The 16,909-nt window shown below is 39.6% G+C and carries 21 protein-coding genes; 9 read left to right on the top strand and 12 right to left on the bottom strand.

Annotation, left to right across the window (positions count from 1 at the left end):
• Nucleotides 1-145 precede the first annotated feature (145 nt).
• Nucleotides 146-823, bottom strand: a complete 678-nt coding sequence (locus LC091_RS13700; RefSeq protein ID WP_226682588.1) for a phosphatase PAP2 family protein — start codon at nt 821-823, stop codon at nt 146-148.
• A 145-nt stretch (nt 824-968) separates the two neighbouring features.
• On the opposite strand from LC091_RS13700, the gene LC091_RS13695 reads away from it, so the two are divergent.
• Nucleotides 969-2,174: an amidohydrolase gene (locus LC091_RS13695; RefSeq protein ID WP_319003666.1), complete on the top strand. Its 1,206-nt coding sequence runs from the start codon at nt 969-971 to the stop codon at nt 2,172-2,174.
• A 46-nt stretch (nt 2,175-2,220) separates the two neighbouring features.
• Here the strand turns inward: LC091_RS13695 and LC091_RS13690 are convergent, their stop codons facing one another.
• From LC091_RS13690 to LC091_RS13680, 3 genes are all read right to left on the bottom strand, one after another.
• On the bottom strand, nt 2,221-2,943 hold the full coding sequence (locus LC091_RS13690) for an EcsC family protein (RefSeq protein ID WP_319003665.1): 723 nt from the start codon (nt 2,941-2,943) through the stop codon (nt 2,221-2,223).
• A gap of 511 nt (nt 2,944-3,454) precedes the next feature.
• Nucleotides 3,455-4,669, bottom strand: coding sequence for an ABC transporter permease (locus tag LC091_RS13685; protein WP_226682587.1), 1,215 nt, complete (start codon nt 4,667-4,669; stop codon nt 3,455-3,457).
• Complete coding sequence (locus LC091_RS13680) at nt 4,662-5,402, bottom strand: ABC transporter ATP-binding protein (protein ID WP_226682586.1); 741 nt, start codon at nt 5,400-5,402, stop codon at nt 4,662-4,664. The genes LC091_RS13685 and LC091_RS13680 overlap by 8 nt, the downstream gene beginning before the upstream one ends.
• A gap of 759 nt (nt 5,403-6,161) precedes the next feature.
• Here LC091_RS13680 and LC091_RS13675 point away from each other — a divergent pair.
• The gene (locus tag LC091_RS13675) at nt 6,162-6,584 is read left to right on the top strand and encodes an HIT family protein (RefSeq protein ID WP_010192262.1); all 423 of its coding nucleotides are present in this window, start codon (nt 6,162-6,164) and stop codon (nt 6,582-6,584) included.
• A gap of 47 nt (nt 6,585-6,631) precedes the next feature.
• On the opposite strand, the gene LC091_RS13670 is transcribed toward LC091_RS13675, so the two are convergent.
• Nucleotides 6,632-7,510, bottom strand: a complete 879-nt coding sequence (locus LC091_RS13670) for a hypothetical protein (RefSeq protein WP_226682585.1) — start codon at nt 7,508-7,510, stop codon at nt 6,632-6,634.
• Between the two features lie 103 nt (nt 7,511-7,613).
• Between LC091_RS13670 and serC the strand changes: the two genes are divergently transcribed.
• Nucleotides 7,614-8,696, top strand: a complete 1,083-nt coding sequence (serC, locus tag LC091_RS13665) for a 3-phosphoserine/phosphohydroxythreonine transaminase (protein WP_226682584.1) — start codon at nt 7,614-7,616, stop codon at nt 8,694-8,696.
• Between the two features lie 122 nt (nt 8,697-8,818).
• Nucleotides 8,819-9,343: a tryptophan transporter gene (locus tag LC091_RS13660; RefSeq protein WP_226682583.1), complete on the top strand. Its 525-nt coding sequence runs from the start codon at nt 8,819-8,821 to the stop codon at nt 9,341-9,343.
• 44 nt (nt 9,344-9,387) lie between these two features.
• Here LC091_RS13660 and LC091_RS13655 read toward each other — a convergent pair whose 3' ends face one another.
• Nucleotides 9,388-9,579 carry a hypothetical protein gene (locus tag LC091_RS13655; protein ID WP_226682582.1) on the bottom strand — a complete coding sequence of 64 codons (192 nt, stop codon included), beginning with the start codon at nt 9,577-9,579 and terminating at the stop codon, nt 9,388-9,390.
• Nucleotides 9,580-9,839: 260 nt separating this feature from the next.
• Between LC091_RS13655 and LC091_RS13650 the strand changes: the two genes are divergently transcribed.
• Entirely contained in the window at nt 9,840-10,205 is a 366-nt protein-coding gene (locus LC091_RS13650) for a YtxH domain-containing protein (protein WP_226682581.1), read from the top strand.
• 93 nt (nt 10,206-10,298) lie between these two features.
• Complete coding sequence (locus tag LC091_RS13645; RefSeq protein ID WP_226682580.1) at nt 10,299-10,898, top strand: HTH-type transcriptional regulator Hpr; 600 nt, start codon at nt 10,299-10,301, stop codon at nt 10,896-10,898.
• Here LC091_RS13645 and LC091_RS13640 read toward each other — a convergent pair.
• Nucleotides 10,885-11,214: a DUF1878 family protein gene (locus LC091_RS13640; protein WP_226682579.1), complete on the bottom strand. Its 330-nt coding sequence runs from the start codon at nt 11,212-11,214 to the stop codon at nt 10,885-10,887. The genes LC091_RS13645 and LC091_RS13640 overlap by 14 nt on opposite strands.
• 215 nt (nt 11,215-11,429) lie before the next feature.
• Here LC091_RS13640 and LC091_RS13635 point away from each other — a divergent pair, with 215 nt between their 5' ends.
• Both LC091_RS13635 and LC091_RS13630 read left to right on the top strand, forming a co-directional pair.
• Nucleotides 11,430-11,984, top strand: a complete 555-nt coding sequence (locus tag LC091_RS13635) for a DUF3267 domain-containing protein (RefSeq protein WP_226682578.1) — start codon at nt 11,430-11,432, stop codon at nt 11,982-11,984.
• Between the two features lie 149 nt (nt 11,985-12,133).
• On the top strand, nt 12,134-12,325 hold the full coding sequence (locus LC091_RS13630; protein WP_264179324.1) for a hypothetical protein: 192 nt from the start codon (nt 12,134-12,136) through the stop codon (nt 12,323-12,325).
• Between the two features lie 85 nt (nt 12,326-12,410).
• Here the strand turns inward: LC091_RS13630 and LC091_RS13625 are convergent, their stop codons facing one another.
• A complete protein-coding gene (locus tag LC091_RS13625; protein WP_082153634.1) occupies nt 12,411-12,497 on the bottom strand; it encodes a YjcZ family sporulation protein in 87 nt (28 codons plus the stop codon).
• Nucleotides 12,498-12,528: 31 nt separating this feature from the next.
• Entirely contained in the window at nt 12,529-12,615 is an 87-nt protein-coding gene (locus LC091_RS13620) for a YjcZ family sporulation protein (protein ID WP_063561705.1), read from the bottom strand.
• Between the two features lie 732 nt (nt 12,616-13,347).
• On the opposite strand from LC091_RS13620, the gene LC091_RS13615 reads away from it, so the two are divergent.
• Nucleotides 13,348-14,220 (top strand): peptidylprolyl isomerase, encoded by an 873-nt coding sequence (locus tag LC091_RS13615; protein WP_226682577.1) that lies wholly within the window; start codon nt 13,348-13,350, stop codon nt 14,218-14,220.
• A gap of 29 nt (nt 14,221-14,249) precedes the next feature.
• Here LC091_RS13615 and LC091_RS13610 read toward each other — a convergent pair whose 3' ends face one another.
• From LC091_RS13610 to LC091_RS13600, 3 genes are all read right to left on the bottom strand, one after another.
• The gene (locus LC091_RS13610; RefSeq protein ID WP_010198295.1) at nt 14,250-14,423 is read right to left on the bottom strand and encodes a sporulation YhaL family protein; all 174 of its coding nucleotides are present in this window, start codon (nt 14,421-14,423) and stop codon (nt 14,250-14,252) included.
• Between the two features lie 70 nt (nt 14,424-14,493).
• Nucleotides 14,494-15,438, bottom strand: a complete 945-nt coding sequence (gene yhaM / locus LC091_RS13605; RefSeq protein ID WP_226682576.1) for a 3'-5' exoribonuclease YhaM — start codon at nt 15,436-15,438, stop codon at nt 14,494-14,496.
• Between the two features lie 181 nt (nt 15,439-15,619).
• Complete coding sequence (locus LC091_RS13600; RefSeq protein WP_226682575.1) at nt 15,620-16,837, bottom strand: MFS transporter; 1,218 nt, start codon at nt 16,835-16,837, stop codon at nt 15,620-15,622.
• Nucleotides 16,838-16,909: the final 72 nt, after the last annotated feature.

The raw sequence follows: 16,909 nt of genomic DNA, 5'->3' as shown, positions 1-16,909 counted from the left end.
CTTCTTGTATATTTGACACAGTTTAGAGTAAACCCTCTAATATATTTCTATTTTACGTTTTCACTTATGGAAAATCCCCTATCCACAGCCAGTTTCTTTGTCCGTCTTAAGACTGAATTGAAGTTAAAAAAGCAATGAGCCGGAGCTACATTGCTTTCCTCTTTTGACGTAACATGTGAATCCATTCATAAAACAATACACCTAGGATTAAACATATGTATCCTGCTGCATATCCAGCAAACACGTCTGATGGGTAATGATAATTCAAGAATACTCTGCTTGTACCGAGAAGCGCGATAAAGATTACACCTATTACCGCAATTAACATGCGCATCCCACTTTGTTTTGTATATTTCAAAGCAAAGTATAATAATAACCCATAGAAAAATAACCCGACCATCGCATGACCACTTGGAAAGCTGAGACTTTCCGCTCCTGGTCCTGTCATCGGCCTTTCACGCCCTGTGAAGTCTTTCAGCCATTTGTTCAGTTCATTGACGAGGATGACGCCTCCAACGATTACTCCCATCGCTGCGTAATCCCTTTGTCTCCACCAGATCAGGATTATGGATAGTAACATGATAATAATGACTCCCGTTTTATCTCCTAACATGGTAAACAAGTGAAAGAAGCTAATAAGTAACTCTGCTTCCAATCCATTTACCATGCTGCGGATGGATTCATCAAAGCCAATTGTATGTTCATTCATAATTTGTTGAAAGGACCAAATAAAAAAGGCACCACATAATATAAATAGGATCAATCTTCTCCATTTCCTGCTTTGTTTTTCTATGACAAGTTTCTTGCCTAATTCTGCTTCCATGTTTCACGTCTCCTCTTATCCCAATATCCATTTACTATTTTACTAAATTTATGAAAGTTATGACTATTATTTTTTCGAATAGTCATATAGAATACTATATTAAATAAAAGCTTTGATAATTAATTTGAGAAATGGGGAGAGCCACTTGTTAGATAAGCTGAATCAGCTTTTAGAAAGTCGTTATGATGAGATGGTTGAGATTAGACGCTATTTGCACCAATTCCCTGAGTTATCTTTTAAAGAATTCCACACTGCCGCTTACATAGCCAAATTTTATGAAGATCTAGGAATCGCTCACCAAACAAATGTGGGAGGCAATGGTATAGTTGCCAAAATTGCCGGAGCGTTACCAGGAAAAACCGTTGCCCTTCGTGCTGATTTTGACGCACTTCCCATACAGGATGAAAAAGAAGTGGCATACAAATCAAAAGTTCCAGGTGTCATGCATGCTTGTGGACATGACGGCCACACCGCAACATTACTAGTGCTTGCAAAGTGTTTAAATGAACTTAAAGAGGACCTCGAAGGAAATGTTGTTTTGATTCATCAACATGCCGAAGAATATGCACCGGGCGGGGCTGTTGCAATGATTAATGACGGTTGCTTAGAAGGAGTCGATGTTATATTTGGCACGCACTTATGGGCTGGTACGGATGTTGGCAAAATTCAATACCGAGTAGGACCTGTGATGGCTGCTGCCGATCGCTTCTCAATTAAAGTTCAAGGCTCCGGCGGCCACGGTGCACAACCGCACAAAACAAAAGATGCAGTTGTCACAGCTTCTCAAATAGTCCTTAATCTTCAACAAATCGTAAGCAGACGCGTGAATCCTGTTGACCCTGCAGTAATTTCTGTTGGAACGTTTGTTGCAGAAAATGCCTTTAATATCATTGCAGATTCCGCTTACTTAGAAGGCACTGTACGAACATTCAATGATGATGTACGAGATATGATTGAAGCGGAAATAGATGTTGTGGCATCTTCTACATGTGCGCTTAACGGATCTACTTATGAATACAACTTCCACAGAGGGTACCCTGCTGTTGTCAACCATAAAGACGAGACAGACTACCTGGTTAGCGTCGCTTCTGGGGTAAAAGGGGTGGAAACGTTGGAAGAAACACCACCACATATGGGCGGAGAAGACTACTCTTACTATTTAAGACATGTGAAGGGGACTTTCTTCTTTACCGGAGCAAAACCGGAAGGCGTGGAAGTGGCTTACCCTCACCATCATCCGAAATTTGATATTAATGAAAAGTCACTGCTGATTGCCGCTAAAACACTTGGAGCAGCAACGGTCCTGTATCATCAACATGAAAAAGGAAAGCTTATTCCTACTCATCAATAATAGGATTGAAAAACGCCAGGCTTATGTTAAAAAGCCTGGCGTTTTTTTAGATGGTAATTCCCTTATCCTTGAACATCCTTAATCGATAACAGTGTTTCGCTGTCGTCCCCAACTGATCGAGAAAATTGTAGTTTGCATATGCCCCAACTACCGCTCCAAACCCTGGAATCATCTGCAACATCTTGATCAAATCAATGTGATCTCTGTATTCCTGTTGAAATGCCTTCCAGTCAAGTTCCTTTGCTTCCTCTTTGTGCTCTTCCCAATTTTCAATATATCTTAACACTTCTTTTCGCCTAGAATCACTAGAGAAGGCCAACTGAAAAATGTATAGGATGAATACTCTCTCTTCATACTCTTTCGTATTAAAACCGTAAATGGCAGCGACTTCGAATAGAAATTTCATTTTAATCGACAAGAGCAAAGGAAAATCCGCAAGACCAAGGAGGATTCCCCCCGCTCCTGTTCCAGCCCCCTCCATTGCAGCGGCCTTTTTATATACATTTAATTTCTCTTGTATCCACTTTTCCTTCTCTTCTAAGGTCATGACAACATGCCCGTCGTTCATCTTAGTTGTTATATTGCTCCCCACAAGTGTCCCTTGGACCATCTTTTTAATGCTTTCTGTCATGATGGTGTGGACTTTTTCTGGTATTATTGCATTCACCTTATTTTGCGCACCCTTGGAGAATCGTTGAAACATTGTGGACTTTTTGGCCACCTGCATTTTCCACCTTCGTGTTTCATCCATTACCTTTTCTTCAAACAATGAAAACACTCCTCACCTTTATCTATCCTTACTTCATATACGAGGTTTAGGTTAAATATGTTTCAAAAAAACAACGGGAAAACGATTTTAGTTACTGGATTGACGCCGCTGTTGATATCCGCAAACGGCTTCGCTTTCCGCGGGACGGTGCTTGAGCCTCCTCTCAACGCTTCAGGGGTCTCAAGCTACCGTTACTCCCCCGCTGGAGTCTCCACCATTTGCTCCAGTCCACAGCTAGAAATTACGTAGAGATTTGTTAATGCTTTTTCAAATAACTCGACTAGATGGTTTTTAAAAACCTAAGTTAAATGAAGCCATCTTGTTAATTGAAGTGGAAGGCGCGCAGACGCCCGCGGGAGGAAGGGACAGGTGAGACCCCGCAGGCGCAGCCGAGGAGGCTCACGGACCGCCCGCAGGCAAGCGAAGCGCCTGGAACGGAAATCAACAGGATTTTATATACTTTCTTAGCTAAAAAAAAAACACCCAAGCAAAAGTGAGTGTTTTCTAGAAGTTATAGCGAAGCGATCTTGCGTTTTACCACCCCTTGTACATATAAGAAGGAAAAAATAACCCCGCCAACCAACACAACCAATACTTCCATCCATGTCGCTACAAAAACTAATAACGCAGCAAGGATAATGGTTTGTGAAATTAAGATAACCATAATCATTTTAGTAAACGCAAGAATACGGTGCTTTTCTTGAACAGGATAAATCGACAACCAGAGTTTATTGTAATGATGGCGCCACATCGGAATAAGCTGAAAGCCCGTCAAATATAGCACCAGGACAGCCACTAGATATGTCGCGTACCCAACAGGAAGTGTCAAAAGCAAAATAGCTCCAATAATCAATAACCTCAAATAAAGTCCAAAATAATCTCCTGAACGCAAAAATGTGCGCAAGTATAGATAATCAAATGCTTTGTCTTTCCCATAAGGAGTCCAAGAAAGGACAACATCTAACCATTTTCTTCTTGATACTTTTTCTTTAAGGCCTGGTACATCAACGAAAAGATTGGCTACCCGATAAAATAGCTGCATACGTTTGGTTTCATTTTCAATTAATAAGTCCCATTTCCAATTCATTTTCTTGGTCGCGTTTTGAAAATAGGCAATCAAAAGTAGCATAATTACCATAACCACACCGATAAATAGCAGATTCGCTTCGGAAAATATAAGATATAGCAGTCCGAAATTCAAAGCAAGTCTGATCCACCAATCCACAAGCCTTACCTTTTTATCTGTATAGAAATTGATGAGCCATGTCATCCATAGGTTCCATGATTTCATCCCCAGCAATAAGAGAAGCACGAAAATCAACGTTTGAAACGTTGCATCTGTTAGTTTGAAATAAAGCGGAACAGATACACCAAACACAAGTAAAAGAAAATAACTCTCCAATACAATGGAGTAAATGAATGATTTTTTGATATATGGCTTTAACTTCTCTTCAAGTGGAAGCAAAAAGACAAGGTCAGGGTCCTTAAGAAATGTATGGATGCTTCCTCTTGTCATTAGCAGGGCTAAAATTGCCCCCATAAGCAAGGCATATGGAAAATCAGGCGGTACTACTTCTAACCAGTTTTGATAAGCTAGGGCAAGGCCGCTTAGCAGAAAGATCATGACGATCACAAGATGGTCATTGAACATATAGCGTAAATATTTTCTGGTATCCTTTATATATTGGCTGAATCTGGCTTGCCAGAGCTGATCGACATTAAACATTGCTCTCTTCCTTTGTCAGTTGAATATAGAGGTCATCAAGCGAAGCCGTCGGCATGTTGAACTGAACCCTCAGCTCTTCCAACGTCCCTTTTGCCCGCACTTCTCCTTCATGCAAGATTACAAATGAATCGCAATATCTTTCTGCTGTCGCGAGAATATGTGTGGACATCAGGATGCCTGCTCCACTCTTTTTCACTTTATCCATCATTTCTAATAAAGAATGGATAGCAAGGGGATCTAACCCGACAAATGGTTCATCGACGATATAGAGCTTCGGTTCGATTAGAAAAGCTGCTAAGATCATGACCTTCTGCTTCATTCCTTTTGAAAAATGGGCAGGAAACCATTTAAGACGTTTTTCCATACGGAACTCTTTTAATAACGGATGCAACCGCTCTTCAAATGTTTCTTTTGATAACCCATACGCCATCGCAGTTAGCTCCAGGTGTTCATACAACGTCAATTCATCATATAGAATCGGTGTTTCAGGAATAAATGTGAAAGTAGAACGATACTTAGTTGTATCCTCCTGAATGGAAATCCCATTAATCTTAATCGATCCTTTCTTCGGCTCCATCGTTCCGATCACATGCTTGATCGTCGTACTTTTACCCGCACCATTAAGGCCAATTAAACCCACCAACTCACCAGCCTTCACACCAAACGAAACATCCCTCAACACAGCCTGATTCGTATAACCACCAGTCAACCCACTAATCTCCAATAAACTCACATCAACCTACCCTTTCTGCCAACGATATTATGTATTGAATATAGCTACTACATGGAGGGCGAAATTCCTTTGAGGGTCTGACCCCTTTACGAAATTTAATCCCCCTGTAACATAAATGCAAAAAAAATTTTCTAATTTAAATTTTACCATAACATAATTTTAAGGAAAGTGCGCATCATATGTAAGGAAGGGGACAGAGGGGCACTTAGACAAGCCTTTGGTTTACTTCTTTGTAGATGAGGTGACTGTCAAAGACAGTGTTGCTTTGTTCTCGATAGGTTAAACTTTTTCTCTCGTCGTTGTGGGACTTAACCGACTGCAACCACACGATCATCTGTAACGTAACTCCGATTGATGAAGAAATGAGGTGCTTACGGGCGACACTTTACTCTTAAGTCGTATCCTGTGATTGATTCATTCTGAAAATGAGGTGTTCGTTAAAGAGACTTTACGTCGATAGCCGCGTTACTAAAGTTGTAAAACTCAGTAACAAGGGGATGGTTGTTTTGAACAGGAAAGCAGACAATTAGACACATTTTATAAATCAAATGAGGTGTTTATCAAGCACAGTTATTTGAACGCTAAAATGATGTTTGTAGGCTTCTCCTTATTCAGATAGAGAAGCTTGTTGCCTCTCGTCCCTTTCTTCACAAGCAGGAGCTAATGCTCTTGCTTGTTTATTTTTGACCGCTCAACATATTAGGATACTTGTCCAAAACATGGTAAAATAGATAAAACTAAAGTCCAGAGGTGAATCAAATGAGTGATTGTATTTTCTGTAAAATTATTGATGGGGATATCCCTGCTGCCAAGGTTTATGAGGACGAACATGTTCTGGCTTTTCTTGACATTAGCCAGGTAACAAAGGGCCATACATTAGTTATTCCGAAAGTACATAAAGAAAACATTTACGAGCTTACACCAGAGATAGCGGAGAATCTCTTTAAAGTGGTGCCTAAGATCGCTAACTCGATTAAAGAACAGTTTGAACCAATTGGTCTTAACCTTTTAAATAATAATGGAGAAGCTGCCGGTCAATCGGTCTTCCATTATCACCTTCACATTCTCCCTCGTTACGGCAAAGGAGACGGGTTTGGAGCAGTCTGGAAATCAAACCAGAGCGATTACACAACACAAGATTTGCAAGAGATAGCAACTAAAATTAATCAAGGTATTAAGTAAAACAAAAATGACGTGACTCCCACTACTGGCCACGTCATTTTTTGTATTCAAAACCTTCTTCCCATCTCGCGGATGGACAGGATATTTTCCGCCGCTTTCCAGTCAGGATGATCAAAAGCAAAGGTGCATTCTTCCTCTAGAAAGCCCTCTACAAAATCACGATAGCTCCTATCCCATCTTAATAAATGTATAAATTCTTCACGGGTTCCTTTATGGTCTACTGCCAGCTTTAACTCGTTAAGCATCTCGCTTTGCCAGACGGACTGAAGCGGACTTTGACCGGAAATGTCCTTGAATCTGCGCATCTCCCCTTTCCATAACAGGGCACGCGGGTCATAGTAAGCATAAACATTCTCAAAGACTTCTCCTGTATCTAAACGTACTTTCTTCCCCTCATGAACTCTAAGTTCATATCCTTTTTCAGTGGAATTGATCAATTCCAACTGTTTTTTATCAATAAATGTCAACCATACCTGACATACAGCACCCTTTACGGGTGCAATGACTGCGGGCAGAGAACCATACGGTGCCAAAAATGGTGCGTAAACGATATCAGAATCCGTTACTGTACCTTTCAAGCAAAGCATAAAATCATCTTCTTCCGGGCGCAAACGGAATTTGTATTGCAGCTGTGCTAAGCAAACATTCGACCCATAAGCGACAACGGGTACCATTGAATCAAACCGCTCCTCCTTGAAAAACTCCTCTACCTTTTTTACATGCGTACTTTGAAATGCCAAGCTTCCAAGCACATGATCGACATTGGTAAAGTGAATAGGCTGTTGCTCAACCGGCACCCCTTTTTCCGCCTCAATACGATGAGCCTTTCCTTTCCAAAATAAAAAAGAAGACGCAGGTCTTGGACCGGGATAAATATCCGGATGATCATATGGACTAACATCAAAAGGCTTATGTTCTTGATACATATTAAATTACTCCTAACTTTTTTCAAAATCTTTTATGTATTCTAACACAATCCATGATAGGATATATATTATTATTTTCAGATTACTTTAGGAGGGTAATAGGATGAAGCGCATATACAATTTCAATGCAGGACCCGCAGCTCTTCCAAAGCAAGTACTGCAGCGTGCTCAAGAGGAATTATTGGATTTCAAAGAAACGGGTATGTCTGTTATGGAGTTAAGTCATCGAAGTAAAGAATATGAAAAGGTCCATCAAAAAGCAGCAACACTTTTACAAGAGCTTTTGAAAATACCAGACGATTATGAAATTCTCTTCATGCAAGGTGGTGCGAGCCTGCAATTCTCCGCCATCCCAATGAATTTTCTTCCATCAGGTAAGACAGCTAATTATAGCTTGTCCGGTTCATGGTCTGAAAAAGCATTAAAGGAAGCACAAAAAGTTGGATTGACTCATATTGCTTCCACCGCAAAGGAATCTGGGTACTCTACTATTCCTTCTCAATTGGATCTCTCAACCGATGCAGCTTATTTGCATATTACGAGCAACAACACCATTTTCGGAACACAATGGCAGGAATTCCCACACACTCCTTCGTACATACCATTAATTGGAGATATGTCGAGTGATATCCTAAGCAGAACAATAAATATAAAAGACTTCTCTCTTATCTATGCGGGTGCCCAAAAAAACCTTGGCCCTTCTGGTGTAACCGTGGTAATCATAAAAAAGGAATTGCTGGAGCAATGTCCTAGTAATATCCCTACAATGCTGAACTACCAAACACATGCCAAAAATAAATCCCTATACAATACCCCTCCTACCTTTTCGATTTATATGCTTTCTCTTGTTTTGGAATGGGTGAAAAAGCAAGGTGGCGTTGAAGCTATGGAAAGGATTAACCAGGAGAAGGCAGGACTCCTTTATGAAACCATTGATCAGAGTGAAGGATTTTATATTGGCCATGCAGTTAAAGGCGCCAGATCTCATATGAATGTCACGTTCAACCTTCCTTCTGAAGAGCTAACATCTATTTTTCTAACTCAGGCGAAAGAGGAAGGCTTTATTGGCCTTGGAGGTCACAGAATGGTTGGGGGCTGCAGAGCTTCTATTTACAATGCTGTACCTTTGGAATCCTGTCAGGCATTAGCAGAATTCATGAAAAGCTTCCAAGCCAAATATAGGTAAAAACGAGCTTACCTCTTTTCAAAAAGGGGAAACTTTTATATAATAGTATCTATTAATTCGCATTAGACAACGAGTGTACTAATGGAGTTAAAAAGATTAGATTAGTTGAGGAGAGATGAGAAATGAACACAAAGACTTTAGTGTCACTAGCTTTATTAGTAGGAATTGGTGCTGTTCTGCACACTGTGGTACCGGGGGTCATTCTCGGTATGAAGCCAGACTTAGCTTTAACGATGATGTTTTTAGGTATCATGTTGTTCCCGGAAAAGAAAAATGTATTATTATTAGGTGTCGTCACAGGATTAATTTCCGCCATGACAACTACTTTTCCAGCCGGTCAGATCCCGAACATCATTGATAAGCCAATTACAGCATTCTTGTTCTTCTTCATGCTTCTTGCAATGAAGAAACTGGACAAGCCACTTGTTAAGGCAGGAATCTTAACCGTTATTGGTACCCTTATTTCAGGAGCAATTTTCCTTACAAGTGCCCTGACACTTGTAGGATTGCCAGGCGGAGAATCCTTTGCATTCTTCTTTGCTACAGCCGTACTTCCAGCTGTCGTATTGAATGCAATAGTCATGATCATTATCTATCCAATTGTAACGAGCATTGCGAAACGCTCAAATCTAATACCTGCAACATAACCCAGAGGGCAAATTCCAAGTTAGGAATTTGCCCTCTTTTTATTTTAAATAGCCCATGTCACTAATATCGCTAGTAAAAACATCACACCACCGGCACCTCCAATAGCTACAGCCCTCTGCTGCAAAACCCTCCTTGGGGGATATACCCCTGCCCGTTGCGCGGCCAAAAAGTAATTTCCCCCACCAAACAACATCACGATACTTATGATGAATAACACAGATGTTATACCTGCCACTAAGCCCGCCCCCTTTGTACCATAATTATGCCGCTCTCTCTTTTCTTATGAAACAAGTATACCTTCCGAAAAGTTCGATTTAATATAAACTAGTTATTTGGAAACAATAAAGATGAGGAAATCCAAATTACTTTACATTCTCAACGGCTAGACTAGAAAAGTATTCAGCAAAAAAAGGATTTTTTTAATAAATGTTGAATTATATAATAATCTTAGGGTATTGAACTATATTTACATAACTTTATAGAGGAGTGATTACTATGAATGGGAAATCATTCATTTACGGAGTTTTAATAGGTGGCACAATTGCCGGTGTCTCCGCTCTGCTTACAACTGCAGAATCTGGAGCATCAAGAAGAGCAAAAATAAAGTCAACGGCTCATTCTATTCAGCTGACAATTGAAGAGTTGAAACAAGAGGCTATTCATATTAAGGATCAAGTATCACAAGCTATGGAAGAGGGAAAAGCAACTGTCGGAAATATTGCAGAAGAGATTAAGGTCTCCGTGGATCTTTGGCAAAATTCGATTAAACCTCACCAGGAATCCATTCAAGAAAACATTGCAAACCTACAAGAAGAATTAGAAAATCTAGAAAAAAAGCTAGCAAAAAACACTGCTGAATAAAAAATTTTAATTTTTTGTAAATTTAGACCTTTATTAATTTTTATTTTATTGTCATAATAGATAGTAATATATTAGAAAAAAGTAGGTGAGTTTGTGAATACACAGAATGGACAGTATTCATTAAAAGAAGCTATGCTCTTCAGCCAACGTGTTGCCCAGCTGAGTAAAGCACTTTGGAAGACCATCGAGAAAGATTGGCAACAATGGATAAAACCATATGACCTAAATATTAACGAACACCATATTTTATGGATTGCTTATCATTTAAAAGGTGCCAGTATTTCCGAGATTGCCAAGTTTGGAGTTATGCACGTATCCACTGCTTTTAACTTTTCTAAGAAATTAGAAGAAAGAGAACTTCTTCGATTTTCTAAAAAAGAAAACGATAAGCGAAACACGTATATTGAATTAACGCAAAAAGGAGAACAAATTCTTTTAGAATTGATGGAAACCTATGATCCTAGTAAAAACTCCGTATTCAGCGGGGCTTTGCCGATGCATGACTTATATGGAAAATTCCCCGAGCTGTTGGATATCATGTGCGTGATCCGTAATGTTTACGGCGAAGATTTCATGCAGATATTTGAACGTTCCTTTAATAATATTGAAGAGGATTTTATAGAGGTAGATGGGAAGCTTTCAAAAAAAGAAGAAGTGCTTGAAGAAAAAAATGAAAGCGTTACTTCTTCTTGATAAGTTTTTGAAATGCATCCATCAGTGGAACATAATGACCTTGTGTCCTTAAGGCCGCAATGGTCTCCTCCAAAGGCAGACTTGGAGGTAGTGCTTCCCTGAATTGTATAAGAAGCGGAGAGAATGTAACAAATCCTTCCGCTTTTTGTTTATCCATTTCTTTGCTCAATTCTTCACATAGTTGATATAGTGCCTGCACATCCCTCTTGCTCAATTTACTGCTCATAATCAAATAATCCCAAGGGTACTTGGAACGATCTATTTGTTTTAAAAGTAGTTCCACATAGAACTCCAAGGTTGCAAGTCTTTCTTCCACTTTACTCAGTCCTCACTGTTGCAAATTCTTATAGCAATTCTTAAAGGTTTTCCTCACTTTTCTACTTATTTTACAACAATTCCTTACACTTACCAATATTTAGATGGATGCAAAGAAAAATAAATTACATTCACCTATTGATTTTTCCAATAAAAAAGCTTACATTAATTTAGTAATTTTGATTACGACTAGCAATTACGGTAGGTGACGCAACTATGAACTGTTGGAAATCCATTGATATTACGAGACAATATGGACTCCATCGCATAACACTTATTTCGTTTATCATCACTTTACTTTCGTTTATTGTATTCTTTCTGTCTTTTAGCCTTATGTACCATGACACAACGGTCTCATCTGCCAATTTCGGATGGTTCATCCTTGGCCTTATGGGAATGTTCACTATGCACAAGCTTTGTCATGTTCTTCCGCTGATTGTTACAAAAAACCAAGTAAAACTTAAATGGAAACTTAAGTGCTATATGCCATATATGAAAATAAAAACTAAAAAACCTTTTACTAAAATTCAATCCTATGCTGTTTTACTGGCTCCTTTTGCCATTATTACAACAGCATGCATCTTACTTGCCCATATATTCCCGGGCTATTATCATTATTTCTCTATGCTTGCAGCGGTAAATATCGGTCTATGTATTCCAGATTTCCTATATATTAACCTTATCCAACGTGCACCAAGCAAATGTCAGATTGAAGAATTAGAAAACGGTTATGATATTTTAATAGTTAATGAGAAAGAAATAGCGTCCTAGAAAATCTTAATGATTTCAGGGTGCTTTTTCATTTTTTTGTAAAAGATTCGGACTATCACAGTATCTTTTTCTCATAAACTTTGGTAAGGTAGAAGGCATAAGTATATATTCCGTAGTTAGTTTAAAGCACCCCACAAAGGAGGGATCTTATGGCTATCGCATTTATATTTGTTTGGGTGGCTGTATTTATACTCTTCTACATAAACAAATTAACGAATGCTTTATGCGTTCAAAAGGAAATACCGGAGGATCGTCAGCCGAAAGTTTTCCGAACCATAAATGTACTTATTACCATTCTATTAATTTCTTCTTATGTAGATATTCTGCTAAGCTCCAAATAATAAATCAGTACAAAAAACACCTTCCATGTTTACATGGAAGGTGTTTTTGTGGAGTAAAGGCATTGCCTAAACTCCAAGGGCTAGCTTAGTATAACCAAGCTGCACCTACGATTACTAACAGGATAAATAATACTACGATTAACGCAAATCCGCCGGAATGTCCACCTGACATTTTAGTTCCTCCTTTTTAATTAAAAATGTATTTAGTACAACCATGCTGCACCTACGATTACCAACAAGATAAACAATACTACGATTAACGCGAAGCCACCTGCATACGCATTACCCATCTTAGTAACACCTCCTTTATGAGTTGTTACGATATCTTATGCAACAATTTCTTAGGAGGCATAGGCGTTTATCCTGCCTCTAAGGTTTTTTACATCAAATCCTGGGACAACAAAGTGTGTTGATGTTTTCATGATTCCATTTATCATATGTAAAAGTTAAAAAATTGGAATGGACGATTACCCATTTTTTTTAAAAAGCTACCTTAAGATAAACCAATCCCGTCATTTTTAGGTGCTTGGTTAAGCACCGCTGTTCCTTTCCGCAAATGGCTTCGCTTTCCGCGGGACGGTGCTTGAGCCTCCTCGGCTTTGCCTGCGGGGTCTCAATCTACTGTTACTCCCCCGCTGGAGTCTTCACCATTTGCTCCAATCCACAGCTAGAAATCACGTTAAGAAACGTTCATGCATTATAAAATAACTCGATTAGATGATTTTTCAATAGCTTTAGTTGAATGAAGTCATAGTTGACTGGAGTGGAAGGCGCGCAGACACCCGCGCGAGAAAGGGACAGGTAAGACCCTTGAAGCCGTTGTGAGGAGGCTTACGGACCGCCCGCAGGCAAGCGAAGCGCCTGGAACGGAAATCAACTGCATTTTAAACTTTCATATTTTTTTAAAAAATGCTATCACCTCAAAATGTCAGCTATAAAGTATTGTCAAATAATTTCATTAAATTTGGAGAATATGCTATAGTATTGATTGGAACGTTTTACTACATATGGGAGTGACTTAAATGAAAAAATGGATGATTGCTTTAGGTGCAACCGCTTCAATTCTTGCACTGTCTGCTTGTAACAATGACAAAGCCGATAATGCGGAGGTGATTGCTGAAACCTCTGCCGGTAACATTACACAGGACGAGCTATATGAAGCTATGAAGGATCGTTTTGGTGAAGAGGTTCTTCGTGAATTGGTATATGAGAAAGTCTTAAGTGAAAAATACGAAGTTACAGATGAAGAAGTACAAGAACGATTAGACGAGTTGAAGCAACAAATGGGACCCCAATTTGATTCAGCAATGGCTCAAAGCGGCTTCAAAAATGAAGAGCAGCTAAGCCAAACTTTGCGCATCTCCATGCTACAGGAAAAAGCAGCTATGGAAAATGCGGAAGTTACAGATGAGGAAATTCAAAAATATTATGATGAGATGAAACCTGAGATACGTGCAAGCCATATTCTTGTAGCAGACGAAGAAACAGCGATTGAAGTGAAGAAGAAGCTTGATGAGGGAGCTGATTTCGCGGAACTTGCAACAGAGTATTCTACAGACCCAGGTTCTGCTCAAAATGGCGGAGACCTTGACTGGTTCGGTGCTGGTGCTATGCTTCCTGAATTCGAAGAAGCAGCTTATAGCCTGGAAGTAAACGAGATCAGTGAGCCTGTAGAAAGCATGTACGGCTTCCATATTATCAAAGTAACAGATAAAAAAGAAAAACAACCTTTTGAAGACATGAAAGCGGATTTAAAAGAGGAAGTTCTGTTATCCAAGGTGCAACAAGAAGCCGTTGACACTGCTGTTCAAAAAGAACTGGATAATGCCAATATTAAAGTGAAGGACTCCAACCTCAAAAATACATTTAAAAAAGAAACTGAAGAACAAAGCTAAAAAAAGGAAGCGGCTCTCCGCTTCCTTTTCTATACGTTGACTACTTGCTTTTTCTCTCTTTCCTCTTGAATCCTGTCCATATACACTTGTCCTTCTTTTTCAATGATCGCTTCTTCCACCTCTTTTTCTTCCTTTGCAGATCTTAATGTCATATATGCACTGAATACAATTCCAATAACGATTAAGAGCATCCACCATGGCATAAAAAAGCCCCCCTTCTCTTTCATATGTGCTACTAATTTATACATATGATAGAGAAGGGGAGGCTATTACTTAATTATGAAAAGTAGGTTTATAGAAGTTTCTGTTGTCCATTGCAAAAATTCTTTCCGTGTACTCTCCAGGTTTAACACGGTCTAGTGCCCGGTCTAGCATATTCATTTTCGCATCGATATTATCGATATAATGGAGAATTTCCGCTTCCTTTATAAGTGGCAGTTTCGGGCTGCCCCACTCCAATTTACCATGATGACTTAGAACCAAGTGTTGAAGAACCATGATTTCTTCCCCTTCAATACCAAGCTCCTCTGCCGCTTTACCGATTTCATTAACCATAATAGAAATGTGGCCGATTAGGTTGCCTTCAATCGTATAACTGGTAGATACAGGTCCGGACAGTTCTGTTACCTTACCTAAGTCATGAAGGATGACTCCTGCATAGAGAAGGTCCTTATCCAGTGAAGGATATAAGCTAGCAATGGCTTTAGCAAGGTCTAACATGGAGACCACATGATAGGCCAAACCTGATACAAATTCGTGATGATTCTTTGTCGCTGCTGGATATTGCAAAAATTCGTTTTGGTGCTTCTTCAATAGGTGTCTCGTAATTCTTTGTATATTGGGATTCTTCATTTCAAAAATAGCCTGTGTTATTTTATCCATCATCTGTTCTTGGCTTAATGGCGCTGTTTCAATTAAGTCAGAGACATTTACATTCTCATGGTCTTCCTTTGGCTTGATTTTGCGGATTTTTAATTGATTACGGCCACGATAGTGATGGATGTCCCCTAGCACTCTTACAATGCTTTGCGGTGTGTAGAGCTCTTCATCATCTGCAGAAGCGTCCCACAGTTTTGCTTCTATTTCACCGCTTTTGTCTTGAAATATTAAAGTCAAGAAAGGTTTGCCGTTGCTGGCTATGCCTTTTGTTGCTGTTTTGATTAATAAGTGAACATCTACTTGTTCTCCCACTTCAAAGTGGAGGATACCTTTTTTCATCTATTCCTTCCCCCTGTCGTTTGTTCTTTTTAAGACGCAGTTGATTTCCGCAAATGGCTTCGCTATCCTAGGGGCTGACGAGAACCTACTCGGCAAGCCTGCGGGGTCTCCACCCAGCGCTATCTCACTCAGGAGGTCTTCGCCTTTTGCTTCAATCAACTGCTATGAACCACAATCTTCCTTATGAAGATACTTCTATTTTATGGGCTCTTTTTGAGATCCATAGTTTGGTGACGATTAGTCCAAATAGCATGATGCATGCTCCAAATAGATAGGGTATATGTATGTTTATCTCAAAGAAGATACCTGCTAATATTGGACCTGCCACATTTCCTAAGCTTAAGAATGAATTATTGAGCCCCATGACAAGGCCTTGTCTATTACCTGCAAGTTTAGATATGAAGGAATTCAATGATGGTCTTAACAGAGAATTTCCTAAGAAAAATATGCAGGTAGTTAATAAAACGGTTGTAAAGCTAGTAGCCAGTGTCATGAGAACAAACCCAAACGAGCTGATTAATAGAGCGCTGGTAACCACTCTTTCTTCCCCAAACCTCTTTGTCATTCTACCAACTAAAACGCCTTGGACCACAGTACCCACCAAGCCGACAATCAAGATAATTAATCCCACTTCACTTGGGTTGTAGTTGTATCGTTCCATCGTATAGTAGCCAAAAATGGATTGAAAATTAGCCAATCCAAAACTCATGATGAAGACAAGAATCAGTAAAAAACCTACTGGGCTTTTAAGAGCCTTATACATCGTTACAAATTGATTGTCCCGTTTTTCTCCTGCTGAGGCTTCAGCGTCCAATTCTCTTTTATGTTTTGGGTATGATTCCGGCAGTATAATTACGGAAAGTATTCCCGCTATGGTTGCAGCCACACCTGCCACTAAGAATGGTAGAGAAAGGTCGTATTCAGCAAGCCAGCCACCAAGACCAGGACCTACTACAATACCAAGACCCATAGCAGCACCCATTATTCCCATTCCTTGCCCTCTTTTTTCAGAAGACGTGACATCAGAAACATATGCCATCGCAGTCGGCATCAATGCTGAACCAAATGTACCAGCCAATATACGCGATAGAAAGAGCATCCATAGGCCGCTTGCGTATGCAAAAATAAACTCTGCGATAGCAAATCCAAAAAGCCCTATCGTAATTAGAGGCTTTCTTCCAATTTTATCCGACAGCCTTCCCCATACAGGGGCGAATAGGAATTGCATGAAAGCAAATACGGCAACAAGCAAGCCTAATGTCCTTGCGTCCGCTCCAAACTTATCGATATAAAACGGGAGAATGGGAATGACCAACCCAATTCCTACCATGACGATAAATAGGTTAAAGCTCAATAGTATTAATGGTGCTTTGTTATTTTTTATCACACTTTCACTCATTTTCGTTATCCTTTCAACTTGCTTCTCTATACCTCTCTAAGCATAGCACTTGTCTATTCCTTTCGGCAATAA

It is taken from the genome of Sutcliffiella horikoshii (genome assembly GCF_020524325.1).
Classification (GTDB): Bacteria; Bacillota; Bacilli; order Bacillales; family Bacillaceae_I; genus Sutcliffiella_A; species Sutcliffiella_A horikoshii_D.
The sequence above is the reverse complement of the archived record's forward strand: the minus strand, read 5'-3'. Positions and strand labels throughout refer to the sequence as shown.